The 11,761-nt window shown below is 73.6% G+C and carries 11 protein-coding genes; 3 read left to right on the top strand and 8 right to left on the bottom strand.

Annotated elements, in window-relative coordinates; genetic code table 11:
- The first annotated feature begins 3 nt into the window (after positions 1-3).
- Together ABD665_RS18975 and ABD665_RS18970 are read left to right on the top strand one after the other, a co-directional pair.
- The gene (locus tag ABD665_RS18975) at positions 4-720 is read left to right on the top strand and encodes a polyamine aminopropyltransferase (protein WP_204911195.1); all 717 of its coding nucleotides are present in this window, start codon (positions 4-6) and stop codon (positions 718-720) included.
- Between the two features lie 5 nt (positions 721-725).
- Positions 726-2,135, top strand: a complete 1,410-nt coding sequence (locus ABD665_RS18970) for a class II fumarate hydratase (protein ID WP_425562189.1) — start codon at positions 726-728, stop codon at positions 2,133-2,135.
- A gap of 9 nt (positions 2,136-2,144) precedes the next feature.
- Here ABD665_RS18970 and ABD665_RS18965 read toward each other — a convergent pair whose 3' ends face one another.
- The 4 genes from ABD665_RS18965 to ABD665_RS18950 form a co-directional block, all read right to left on the bottom strand.
- Positions 2,145-3,131: a PfkB family carbohydrate kinase gene (locus tag ABD665_RS18965; RefSeq protein WP_204911193.1), complete on the bottom strand. Its 987-nt coding sequence runs from the start codon at positions 3,129-3,131 to the stop codon at positions 2,145-2,147.
- A gap of 49 nt (positions 3,132-3,180) precedes the next feature.
- Entirely contained in the window at positions 3,181-4,371 is a 1,191-nt protein-coding gene (locus ABD665_RS18960; RefSeq protein WP_204911192.1) for an enolase C-terminal domain-like protein, read from the bottom strand.
- Between the two features lie 78 nt (positions 4,372-4,449).
- Positions 4,450-5,490 (bottom strand): substrate-binding domain-containing protein, encoded by a 1,041-nt coding sequence (locus tag ABD665_RS18955; protein ID WP_204911191.1) that lies wholly within the window; start codon positions 5,488-5,490, stop codon positions 4,450-4,452.
- A gap of 8 nt (positions 5,491-5,498) precedes the next feature.
- The gene (locus ABD665_RS18950) at positions 5,499-6,488 is read right to left on the bottom strand and encodes an aldo/keto reductase (protein WP_204911190.1); all 990 of its coding nucleotides are present in this window, start codon (positions 6,486-6,488) and stop codon (positions 5,499-5,501) included.
- Between the two features lie 95 nt (positions 6,489-6,583).
- Between ABD665_RS18950 and ABD665_RS18945 the strand changes: the two genes are divergently transcribed.
- Positions 6,584-7,459: a TolB-like translocation protein gene (locus ABD665_RS18945; protein WP_204911189.1), complete on the top strand. Its 876-nt coding sequence runs from the start codon at positions 6,584-6,586 to the stop codon at positions 7,457-7,459.
- Positions 7,460-7,486: 27 nt separating this feature from the next.
- On the opposite strand, the gene ABD665_RS18940 is transcribed toward ABD665_RS18945, so the two are convergent.
- The 4 genes from ABD665_RS18940 to ABD665_RS18925 form a co-directional block, all read right to left on the bottom strand.
- Positions 7,487-8,227: an aggregation-promoting factor C-terminal-like domain-containing protein gene (locus ABD665_RS18940; RefSeq protein WP_204911188.1), complete on the bottom strand. Its 741-nt coding sequence runs from the start codon at positions 8,225-8,227 to the stop codon at positions 7,487-7,489.
- A 97-nt stretch (positions 8,228-8,324) separates the two neighbouring features.
- Positions 8,325-9,047 (bottom strand): aggregation-promoting factor C-terminal-like domain-containing protein, encoded by a 723-nt coding sequence (locus ABD665_RS18935; RefSeq protein WP_204911187.1) that lies wholly within the window; start codon positions 9,045-9,047, stop codon positions 8,325-8,327.
- 106 nt (positions 9,048-9,153) lie between these two features.
- Complete coding sequence (gene phoH2 / locus ABD665_RS18930; RefSeq protein WP_204911186.1) at positions 9,154-10,494, bottom strand: RNA 5'-3' helicase PhoH2; 1,341 nt, start codon at positions 10,492-10,494, stop codon at positions 9,154-9,156.
- Positions 10,495-10,829: 335 nt separating this feature from the next.
- The gene (locus ABD665_RS18925; RefSeq protein WP_204911185.1) at positions 10,830-11,711 is read right to left on the bottom strand and encodes a DUF559 domain-containing protein; all 882 of its coding nucleotides are present in this window, start codon (positions 11,709-11,711) and stop codon (positions 10,830-10,832) included.
- Positions 11,712-11,761 lie beyond the last annotated feature (50 nt).

Raw genomic sequence — 11,761 nt, 5'->3', positions numbered from 1 at the left:
GGCGTGGACGAGCTCACGACCCTCGGCCGGGCGGCCGGCCCGCACGGCGAGGTGGTGCTCCGGCGACGCGTCTCGGGGTCCTCCGTGGTCGAGGAGCTCGTGGTGGACGGAACCTTCGCGATGGACAGCCGCGAGACCCGGAGCGAGCAGGAGCTGGGCCTGGTGGCGGCCGGTGCGGGCCGCGTGCTCGTCGGCGGGCTCGGCCTCGGGCACACCGCCGCGGCGGTGCTCGACGAGGCCGACCGGCGCGGTGCCGACGTCCGGGTCGACGTCGTCGAGCTCGAGGAGGCCCTGGTCGGGTGGGCCCGGGAGGGGCGTACGGAGACCCTCGCGCGGGTGGCCGCGGACCCCCGCGTCCGGCTGCACGTCGGCGACGTCGCGACCGTCCTCCTCGGGTCGGACGGCGGACCGGCCGGTCCCTGGGACGCGATCCTGCTCGACGTCGACAACGGCCCCGACTTCCTCGTCCACGCCGGGAACGACGTGCTCTACACCGAGCCGACGCTCCGGGCGGCGTACGGACGGCTGGCGCCCGCGGGCGTCCTCGCGATCTGGTGCCAGGCGCCGTCGCCTCCCCTGCTGGCGGCGCTGGGCCGCCTCGACCCGTCCGCCGAGGAGGTCCGGCTCACCGTCGACCGGGAGGGCCGCAGGTTCACGTACGCCATCGAGACCGTCCGTCGGCCGCTCGCCCGGAAGCCTTCAGGGGGTGCGGCAGGATGACCGTCATGGCCAGCGCAGACGCCCAGACCCCGTTCCGGATCGAGCACGACACGATGGGCGAGGTCCAGGTGCCGCGGGACGCGCTGTGGAAGGCGCAGACCCAGCGGGCCGTGGAGAACTTCCCGATCTCGGGCACCCCGATCGAGCCGGCGCTCGTCGCCGCCCTCGGGATGATCAAGGGCGCCGCGGCGCAGACCAACGCCCGGCTCGGCCGGCTGGCGCAGGACCGCGCCGACGCGATCTCCGCCGCGGCCGCGCAGGTGGCCGCCGGGGCGCACGACACCGAGTTCCCCATCGACGTCTTCCAGACCGGCTCGGGCACGTCGAGCAACATGAACGCCAACGAGGTCATCGCCTCGCTCTCGAGCACGGCGCTGGGCGCCGACGTCCACCCGAACGACGACGTCAACATGTCGCAGTCGAGCAACGACGTCTTCCCCAGCGCGATCCACATCGCCACGACGCAGGGCCTCGTCCAGACCCTCGTCCCGGCGCTGGCGCACCTCGCGGAGGCCCTCGAGGCCAAGTCGGCGGAGTTCGCGGACGTGGTCAAGAGCGGACGCACGCACCTCATGGACGCGACGCCGGTGACCCTCGGCCAGGAGTTCGGCGGGTACGCCGCGCAGGTCCGCTACGGCGTCGAGCGCGTCGAGGCCGCGATCCCCCGCGTGGCCGAGCTGCCGCTCGGCGGGACCGCCGTCGGCACCGGGATCAACATGCCGCCCGGCTTCGCCGCCGCGGTGATCGGGATCGTCGCCGAGCAGACTGGGCTGCCCTTCACCGAGGCGCGCAACCACTTCGAGGCGCAGGGCGCGCGCGACGCGCTCGTCGAGGCGTCCGGGGTGCTCCGCACGATCGCCGTCGGGCTGAACAAGATCGCGAACGACATCCGCTGGATGGGTTCGGGCCCGCGTGCAGGGCTCGGCGAGATCGCCCTGCCCGACCTCCAGCCCGGCAGCTCGATCATGCCGGGCAAGGTGAACCCGGTCCTGTCCGAGGCGATGACCCAGGTCTGCGCCCAGGTGATCGGCAACGACGCGGCCGTCGCGTTCTCCGGCGCGGCCGGGGCGTTCGAGCTGAACGTGATGCTGCCCGTCATGGCCCGGAACGTCCTCGAGTCGATCCGGCTGCTGGCCAACATCAGCCGGGTCTTCGCCGACCGCTGCGTCGACGGCATCACCGCCAACGTCGACCACTGCCGTTTCCTGGCCGAGTCGAGCCCGTCGATCGTGACGCCGCTGAACCGCTACATCGGCTACGAGAACGCCGCGGCCGTCGCCAAGCAGGCTCTCAAGGAGGGCCGCACGATCCGCGAGGTGGTCGTCGAGCGCGGGTTCGTGAACGACGGCAAGCTCACCGAGGAGCAGCTGGACGCCGCGCTCGACGTGCTGTCGATGACCCGTCCGCCGGCCTGACGGTCGCGCTCAGGTCGGGCGGGGACCGGCGGCGGCCGTGGCCAGCAGCAGGTCCACCTCGGCGCGGGAGGGCATCGCGTCGAGGTCACCGGGACGCGTGGTGACGAGCGCTCCGACGGCGGCGGCGCGGTCGAGGCGGTCCGCGAAGGCCTCGCCGCCCAGCAGGCCGGCCAGGTAGCCGGCCGCGAACCCGTCTCCCGCGCCGACGGTGTCCACGACGTCCACCGCGTACGTGCGCGAGCGGACGACCGCTCCCCCGCCGTCCACGCCGAGCGCTCCCGCGGCGCCGAGCTTGACCACGACCCCGCCGGACCCGAGCTCGCGGTAGAAGTCGACGATCCCCTCGGGGTCGTCGGTGCCGGTCAGCAGCCGGCCCTCGCCGACCCCGGGCAGGACCACGTCGGCGCGGGCGGCGACGGCGTTGACGACCTCGCGCATCTCGTCGGGGTCGGACCACAGGTGCGGCCGCAGGTTGGGGTCGAAGGAGACCGTCCGGCCGGCGGCCCGGGCCGCGTCCAGGAGCGCGATGGTCGCGGCGTGCGCCACCTCGGAGACGCCGAGGGTGATCCCGGTCAGGTGGAGGTGGTCGACCCGGGCGAGGGCGTCGACCGCGTCGGTCAGCACCCGCCCCGCGTCCTGCGCGAAGGCGCTGCCGCGCCGCAGCTGGAGGACCTCGGGGTCCTCGCCGCCGACCCCGGCCTTGAACATGACGGCGGTCGGCCCGGGTGCGCGGTGCACGAGGGCTCCGACCCCCAGCCCGGCGACCTGCGCGCTCGCGTAGTCGCCGTGGGCGTCGTCTCCCAGCACGCCGGCCCAGGTCGCCGGGACGCCGAGGCGGACGAGGGCCACCGCGACGTTGAGGTCCGCCCCGCCGAGGAACCGGGTGAACGTCGTCGACCCCGCCAGGTCGCCCTCGCCGCTGGCGTAGCCGACGATCGCCTCGCCGAAGGTGAGCACCCCACCACCCGCGTACGGGGTCTCGCGCTGCTTCGTCATCGGGCCTCCTGCGTCGTCCGGGTCTGCCTCTGGGGTGCGAGGTACGGGCTCAGTCGAAGAAGCCCTGGTCCTCGGGCCGCAGGTACGCCTTCGCCGCGTCGACGTCGAAGGTCACCCCGAGCCCGGGGGCGTCGCCCACCGTGACGAAGCCGTCCTGCACGATCGGCGTGGGCAGGCCGACGACGATGTCGTACCACCAGAGGTGCTCGGCCACCGGGTACTCGAAGGCGATGAAGTTGTCGGGCAGGGTCGCGCAGACCTGGACCAGGGCCGCCAGCCCGATCACCCCGTCGAGGACCCCGTGCGGGGCGATCTGGACGCCGTGCAGGTCGGCCAGCTCGGCGACGCGCTTGAGCTCGGCGAGCCCGCCCACGTCCAGCGGGTCGGGGCCGATCACGCGGACGGCCTTGCGCTCGAGCAGCTCCTGGAAGTTCTGGCGGAGGTAGATCTGCTCGCCCGTGTGGGTCGGCGTGCTGGTGGCCATGGTGACCTCGCGGTACTGGTCGGCGTGCACCCACGGCACGTAGTCGCCGGTCAGCAGGTCCTCGCCCCAGAGGACGTCGAGCGGCTCGATCGCGCGCATCACCCGGATGGCGTCGGACACCGTCCACCCCGGCCCCATGTCGAGCGCGAGCCCGATCTCGTCGCCCAGCACGGCCTTCATCGCCTCGACGCAGCGGACCGTGTGCCGCAGGCCCTTCTGCGTGAGGGGCCCACGGTTCGGGTGGCGCGGGCCGGTGCGCTGGTCGCCGAGCATGAAGCCGGAGATGTTCTGGCTCATGAAGCCGTGGAAGCCCACGCCCTCCTTGATGATCGTGAACCCCTCGGGCGCGGCCTTCATCTGCTCCATGGCCCGGGCGTAGTGCTCCGGCTCGTGGCCCTCGAGCTCGGGCCGGACGCCGCCGTTGTAGACGCGCACGCGGTCCCGGACCTTGCCGCCGAGCAGCTTGTGGACCGGGATCCCGTACGCCTTGCCGGTCAGGTCGTGCAGCGCCACCTCGAGCGCCGAGACGACGCTGCCCCACGGCTTGAAGGCGGCGAAGCGGCGGATCTTGAGCAGGCACCGCTCGATGTCGGTCGGGTCCTCGCCGAGCAGGAAGGGTTCGTAGAGCGGCACGACCGTGGCCATGTACGGCTTGGACGACTCGATCTGGCCGTAGCCGTCGACGCCCTCGTCGGTGACCACCCGCAGGACCGGGCTGTCGCCGAGCAGCGCGCACCGCACCGCCGTGATCTTCATCTTCTGCCCCTCGCTCGCGCCGCCGCCGACCGTCGTCGGACGGCGGGGTAACCGGTTTCGTCGGAAACTAGCACGCGGTTATCCGGCGGAATCGCGCACGACGAGGACCGGGTCCGCGAAGGGCGCCGGCTCCTCGACGGTCTCCCCCAGCAGCCGCAGCAGCCGGGTGGCGCAGCGCACCCCGAGGCCGAAGACGTCCTGGGCGACGGTGGTGAGCGGCGGGCTGAACCACCGGCTGACCGACAGGTCGTCGTGGCCCACCACCGCGACGTCCTCGGGCACGCGCAGCCCGGCGGCCTGGATCGCCCGGCAGCCCGCGAACGCCATCTGGTCGTTGTCGTAGAGGATCGCCGCCGGCGGCCGCGGCTGCTCGAGCAGGGCGCGCGTCGCGGCGTGGCCCTGCTCGGCCGAGGCGTCGGTCTGCCGGATCCCGACCATGGAGGCGCCCGCGTCGGCGACCGCCTGGAGCAGCGTCCGGGTGCGGTAGACCACGTACGAGCGGCTGGGCGGCCCGCAGACGTAGGCGATCCGGTCCCGACCGCGCTCGACGAGGTGCCGCACGGCCTCGTCCATGCCGGCGCCGGGGTGCTGCGGGCCCTCCCAGGGCAGGTCGACCGGGGACCAGGGGCGGCTGACGACGACCGCGGGGAGCCCGAGCTCGCGGACGAGGGAGAAGCGATGGTCGTCGACGCTCGTCTCGGCGAGGAGCACCCCGTCGACCCGGCCCGACTGCGCGAGCTCGCGGTAGGTGGCGGCCTCCTGCTCGGCGCCCGCGTGGGTGCCGATGCGCAGCAGCAGCCAGTAGCCGTGCCGGGCGAGCACCGACTCGATGCCCGACACGAGCTCCGCGTGGTACGGGTCGGCCGCCAGCAGGTCGGGCGACCGGTCGAGGACCAGACCCACCGTCCGGCTCTTGCCGGCCAGCGCGACGGCTCGGGCGGAAGGACGCCAGCCGGACAGCTCGGCGATGCGGAGGATGCGGGCGCGGGCCTCGGCGGAGATGCCGGGCTGGTGGTTCACCGCCTTCGACACCGTCGCCTTGGAGCAGCCCGCGAGCAGCGCGATGTCGGAGATCGTGACGCGCTTGCGCCCGACCGGGCGCTGTCCGTCGACCTCCACCCCGAGCCTCAGTCCGTGCCGAAGTCGACCGGCGGCGTCCCGAGCGCGTCCACCGCGGACCAGAAGCCCTCCGGCACCGGGTGCGCGGCGAGCGCCTGCGTCTGCGCGACGCGGTCCGGGTTCGCGGTGCCGACGAGCGTGGTCGCGATCGCCGGGTTCCGCGTCGACAGCTGCAGCGCGGCCGCCGGCAGCGGGACCTCCCACTCCCGGCAGAGGTCCTCGAGCCGCGCGACGAACCGCAGGACCGGCTCGTCTGCCGGCTCGTACGCGTAGCTCGCTCCCGGCTTCGCCCCCCGGGCGAGCAGCCCGCCGCCGAACGGTGCGCCGTTGATGACGCCCAGGCCGCGCGCGGCCCAGTCCTCGACGAGGTCGGCGGCCGAGCGGTTCAGCAGGGTGAAGCGGTTGTGCGTGAGCACGACGTCGAAGACGCCGGTGTCGACGTAGGCCGAGACCAGCGACAGGGTCCCGGCGGCGATCCCGAGGTGGCCGACCGCCCCCTCGTCGCGCAGCCGCACGAGCGCCTCGACCGCACCGCCCGGAGCCATCGCCTCGGCGAAGGAGACGGTGTAGGGGTCGTGCAGCTGGTAGACGGGCAGGACGTCGACGCCGAGGCGGCGGGTCGACTCCTCGAAGGAGCGCAGCACCCGGTCGCCGTCGAACCGCCCCGTCGCCAGGTCGCGGTCGGCCTTGGTCATCAGCAGCTTGCCGTCGGGGAACCCGCCCAGCGCGGCGATGCCGGCCCCGAGCGCGAGCTCGCTGCGGCCCTGGCCGTAGCTGTTCGAGGAGTCCACCGCGACGAAGGGACCGGTGAGCATGGCCACGGCCGCCGCCACCGCCTGCTCGCTCGGCGTCCCGCCCAGCTCTCGGTCCTGACCGAGCAGGGCGGCCCCGAGGGAGACCTCCGAGACCTCCAGGCCCGTGCGTCCGAGCACCCGGCGCCCGCCGGTCCCCGGGCTGCTCGTCGGGCCGCTCGTCCCCTGCTGCGGCTGAGCCGTCACGCACTTCTCCCTGCTGTCGCTGGTGCCCTCGGCGGGCGAAACCGGTTTCGATACCCTAGCCCGGCTCGGCCTCCGCACCTTGAGAAGGGACCCGCATGCCTCCTCGTACGCTCCGCCCCGGCCAGACCTGCCAGGTGTGGGTCGGGGGCGTCGACGTCGCGACGCCCGAGCTGGTCCTGGAGACCGACGCGGTGCTGCTCGAGGCGCCGAACTGGACCCTCGACGGCCGGGCCCTCGTGCTGAACGGCGCGGGCGGGCTGTGGACCCTCGACCCCGGGTCGCCGGACGCCTCGCCCGTGCCGGTCGACCTGCCGGGCCTGCCCGACCTGAACAACGACCACGTGCTCGCGCCCGACGGCGTGCACGTCTACGTCTCGACGGCGGACACCCACGTCTACCGTGTCCCGCTGAGCGGCGGGCCCGGCGTCCGGGTGACCCCCGAGGACGGGCGCTGGCACTTCCTGCACGGCGTGTCCCCGGACGGGGCCCGGCTCGCGTACGTGGAGATCGCGGACCTGACCGCACCCCACGGCCGCCTCGTGGTCCTCGACGCGGACGGCACGACCCACCCGGTCGACGTGGGTCCGGGCCACCTCGACGGTCCCGAGTGGTCGCCGGACGGGCGCTGGATCCACCTGAACACCGAGGCGTTCACGGGGCCGGGCCACGCCCAGCTCGCTCGCGTTCCCGACGGCGGCGGCCCGCTCGAGCGGCTGCTGGAGAGCGACCGCGTCGACTGGTTCCCGCACCTCTCCCCCGACGGCGAGCACGCCACCTACGTGTCGTTCCCCGCAGGGACGACGGGCCACCCGGCCGACCTCGAGGTGGAGGTGCGGGTCGTGGCCACGACGGACTGGTCGGTCCCGCTGCGGTCCTACCCGCTCACCGGCGGGCAGGGCACGATCAACGTCAACAGCTGGTCGCCCGACAGCCGCCGGTTCGCGTTCGTGGCGTACCCGATCGGGCCCTGAGCGCACCCGAGCGTCGCGGGGCTTCCGTCAGTAGTTGCCGGCGCTCTCCCAGTGCGACTTCGCGTCGCACGGGCTGCCGTAGCGGCTCTTCATGTACTGCGCGCCCCAGATGATCTGGGTCGCCGGGTTGTCGCGCCAGTCGGGGCCGACGCTGGCCATCTTCGAGCCGGGCAGCGACTGCGGGAGCCCGTACGCGCCCGACGGGTTCTCGGCGTGCACATTCCAGTTGCTCTCGCGCGTGATGATCCAGCTGAAGCAGGCGTACTGGTCCTCGCCGTAGCTGAACTTGTTCGCGAGGATCTGCCGGGCGATCTCGCGGACGTCGGTGGTGCCCGGGGTGTAGCCCTGGTTGGCGATCGCGGCGTCCCGGGCCTTCTTCTCCGCCGCCTCCGCCGCGGCCTCCGCTGCCTCGGCCTTCGCCTTCGCCGCCTTGATCTCGGCCTTGATCCTGCTCGACTGCTGGTCGATCGCCTGGCCCTGCGTCGCGAGGCCGAGGGCCCGCTGGTAGGCGGCCTGCGCCGTCGCGGCGGCGATGCGCGTGCGCTCGGCCTCGCGGCTGTCCCGCTCCGCCGTCGCCGCGCGCTGGGCGTCGGCGACCGGGTCGGCCGGCACGAACTGCACCGGCACGAAGTCGCCCGTCGCCGCCGGGGCGACGGGAGGAGGGGCGGCGGTGGGTGTGGCGTCCGCGCCGAGCGTGGTGACCGCGGCGACCGCCGCGAACGTCGTCGCGGCGAGCCCGGCGAGGCCGTGGCGGACGAGACGACGCATCCTTCAACGATGCCACAGCGCCGGGAAGGCGGTGGCGGTTGCGGAGGCTCGGGCCTCAGGACGAGGGTGCTGCGAGAGGCTGCCCGGTCGGGCCGGCTCAGTAGTTGCCGGCACTCTCCCAGTGCGACTTGGCGCCGCACGGGCTGCCGTAGCGGCTCTTCATGTACTGGGCGCCCCAGATGATCTGGGTCGCGGGGTTGTCGCGCCAGTCGGGCGCGACGCTGGCCATCTTCGAGCCGGGGAGGGACTGCGGGAGTCCGTACGCGCCGGAGCTCGCGTTCTGCGCGTGCACGTTCCAGCCGCTCTCGTGCTTGATGATCCAGTCGAAGCAGGAGAACTGGTCGGACCCGTAGCCGAACTTGTTGTCCAGGATCTGGCGGGCCATCTCGCGCGGGTCGGTGACGCCGACCTCGTAGCCCTGGGCCTTGATCGCGGCGCGGCGCTTCTTCTCGGCGGCCTCCGCCTTGGCCTTCTTCTCGGCCGCCGCCTTGGCCTTGGCCTTCTTGATCTCCTTCGACTTCTTGTCGATGGCGTCGCCCTGGTCGTCGAGGTTGGAGGCGCGCTGGCCGGCGGCGACCGTGACGGCGTCGCGGATGCGCGTGCGCTCGGCGTCGCGGTTCTCGCGCTCGGCGGTCTCGGCACGCTGGGCGTCGACCGACGGGTCGGCCGCGACCGGAGCGAGGACGGACTGCGGGACCAGGTCCACGGCGGGGACGGCCAGCGTCGTGGTGGCGGGCGCACCGAGGGCGGTCACGCCGGCGACCACCGCGAAGGTGGTGGCCGCAGCACCAGCGAGACCATGACGGACGAGACGACGCACCGGGGAACCATGCCACAGCGCCGTTATCAAAACGAAATCTTCGCGGTGGTGACGGTGCGCGCACCGTCACCACCGGGTCACGGCGGAGGCCCGGCGGGGGCCGGGGCTAGATGCCCACGTCCTCGAGCATGTCCGTCACCAGGGCGGCGATCGGCGAGCGCTCGGACCGGTGCAGCGTGACGTGGGCGAAGAGCGGGTGCCCCTTGAGCTTCTCGACCACCGCGGCGACGCCGTCGTGGCGCCCGACGCGGAGGTTGTCGCGCTGGGCGACGTCGTGGGTGAGCACGACCCGGGAGTCCTGGCCGATGCGGCTGAGGACGGTGAGCAGCACGTTGCGCTCCAGCGACTGCGCCTCGTCGACGATCACGAAGGCGTCGTGCAGCGACCGGCCGCGGATGTGGGTGAGGGGCAGGACCTCGAGCAGCCCGCGGTCCATGACCTCCTCGATCACGGCCTTGGAGGTGACGGCGCCGAGGGTGTCGAAGACGGCCTGCGCCCAGGGCGCCATCTTCTCGCCCTCGGACCCGGGGAGGTAGCCGAGGTCCTGGCCGCCGACCGCGTACAGGGGCCGGAAGACGACGACCTTCGCGTGCTGGCGACGTTCGAGGACGGCCTCGAGGCCGGCGCAGAGCGCGAGGGCCGACTTGCCGGTGCCGGCGCGGCCGCCGAGGGAGACGATGCCGACGGCCGGGTCGAGCAGGAGGTCGAGCGCGACCCGCTGCTCCGCCGAGCGCCCGTGCACCCCGAAGGCGTCGCGGTCCTTGACCAATCGCAGCTCCTTGTCCGGGGTCACCCGCGCGAGCGCGGTGGAGCTGGAGCCGAGCAGCACGACGCCGGTGTGGCAGGGCAGGTCGCGGGCGGACGGCAGGTCGAGCGTCCCGCCCTCGTACAGGGCGTCGAGCTCGGCGCTGGTCACGTCCAGCTCGACCATGCCGGTCCAGCCGCTGCTCACCGCCAGCTCGGCGCGGTACTCCTCCGCCCGCAGGCCGACCGACGCGGCCTTGACGCGCATCGGCAGGTCCTTGGAGACCAAAGTGACGTCGCGACCCTCCGCACCGTAGTTCAGCGCAACGGCGAGGATCCGGGAGTCGTTGTCGCCCAGCCGGAAGCCCTCGGGCAGCCGGCTCGGGTCGGTGTGGTTCAGCTCGACGTGCAGGGTGCCGCCCGCGTCGTTCGCGGGGACCGGGGCGTCGAGGCGGCCGTGCTCGACGCGGAGGTCGTCGAGGTGGCGCAGCGCGGTGCGGGCGAAGAAGCCCAGCTCCGGATGGTCGCGCTTGCCCTCCAGCTCGGTGACGACCACCAGCGGCAGGACCACGTCGTGCTCGGCGAACCGCCGCAGCGCGTGCGGGTCGCTCAGCAGGACGGAGGTGTCGATGACGTACGTGAGCCGTCCGGTCGGGACGGCGGGTTCGGTGGGCTCGGGGGTGTGCGCGGCGGCGAGAGACACGGGTCTTCCCTTCGAGGGGGCCGCACGCCATCCGCGCCCGGCCCCACGGTCACGTGGTCGGCCGGGACCGATGGCGGACCGCGTGCGGTCCGAGGTTCGTGCCCGTCAGCAGACGGAGCATGCATCGCCTCCCAGGCGGTCCGCTTCCCCACGGCCCGCACCTCGGACGCTACGTCGCTCAGTCAGCCCTCAGGACCCGCCACGCCGGGGCCGTCATCCGATCGACCCGCAGCGTTCACCCGGCCGCCGCAGGTGGCCGGCGCTGCCCGACGGTCTTGCTCGATCCGTGCACCGAGACGAGGATCCGCGCCCGGGCCGAGCGTGCGAACCCGTCCTCAACGCCATCTCGGGTCACGGATCGAGCGGATCGCCTCCTCGACCAGCTCGACGACCAGGCCGGGGTGGTCCTCGAGCATCCGCCAGGTGAAACGCAGCACCGTCCAGCCCTCGAGGACGAGGTCGTTCTGCCGCCACCGGTCGCTCTCGAACAGCTCCGGGTCGGTCTGGTGGATCCGGCCGTCGATCTCGAGCACCAGGCGGAGCGCCGGGAAGCCGACGTCCAGGAAGTAGTGGTGCCCGCGGAGGTCGACGGGGAGGTTGGCCTTCCACCCCGTGATGCCGGCCGACCGGAGGAGGCGGTGGCAGATCCGTTCGGCGGCCGACCACGGCTCGTCGCGCGAGTCGAGCAGGACGGCGCGCCGGTCACGGTTCCCCGCCCGGGACGGGGTGAGCCGGAGCGCTTCGTGCAGGCCCGCGAGGGTGCCCTGCCGCCTCAGCAGGACCTGGTCGATCGGGTACCCGCCCAGCTCCGCGGAGAGGTCCAGCGCGGTCAGGTCCGGGCACGTCATGCGCAGGCCGTGGCGCTCGAGCACCAGCTCGGGCGGGACCCGGCGCTTCGCGAAGAGGAACCCGGCCTGCGGGTCCCGCGGCCAGCGCAGCGCGCACTCGACCGTCGAGCCGGGCAACGTCGGCCAGAAGGTGAGCTGCGCGGCCGTCCGACCCACCAGGACGGCGTCCGGCGCCCACCTCGCGAGCGCCGCGAGCCGCGCTTCGCGCTGACCACTGGTGCCGGCCGTCGCGTACACGCCGGGCAGGACGGGTGCGAGCTCGCCGTCCCGCACCAGACGGGCCATCGCTCCGGCCAGTGCCGGATGGTCCCGGCGGGCGATCACCCCGTCGCGCTGCAGGACGGTCCGGACCTCGTCGGAGAGTCTCACCCCGACAGGACGTCAGACCGGTGTTGTCCGAGCCGTCGTCCGACGGGCCC

It is taken from the genome of Microlunatus spumicola (genome assembly GCF_039536445.1).
GTDB classification, from domain to species: Bacteria; Actinomycetota; Actinomycetes; order Propionibacteriales; family Propionibacteriaceae; genus Microlunatus; species Microlunatus spumicola.
The sequence above is the reverse complement of the archived record's forward strand: the minus strand, read 5'-3'. Positions and strand labels throughout refer to the sequence as shown.

Bases quoted from the DNA above. Each gene is read 5' to 3' on its own strand.
- ABD665_RS18945 (WP_204911189.1), top strand. From the start codon at position 6,584: ATGCCTCCTCGTACGCTCCGCCCCGGCCAGACCTGCCAGGTGTGGGTC.
- ABD665_RS18960 (WP_204911192.1), bottom strand. From the start codon at position 4,371: ATGAAGATCACGGCGGTGCGGTGCGCGCTGCTCGGCGACAGCCCGGTC.
- ABD665_RS18970 (WP_425562189.1), top strand. From the start codon at position 726: ATGGCCAGCGCAGACGCCCAGACCCCGTTCCGGATCGAGCACGACACG.
- ABD665_RS18965 (WP_204911193.1), bottom strand. From the start codon at position 3,131: ATGACGAAGCAGCGCGAGACCCCGTACGCGGGTGGTGGGGTGCTCACC.
- ABD665_RS18940 (WP_204911188.1), bottom strand. From the start codon at position 8,227: ATGCGTCGTCTCGTCCGCCACGGCCTCGCCGGGCTCGCCGCGACGACG.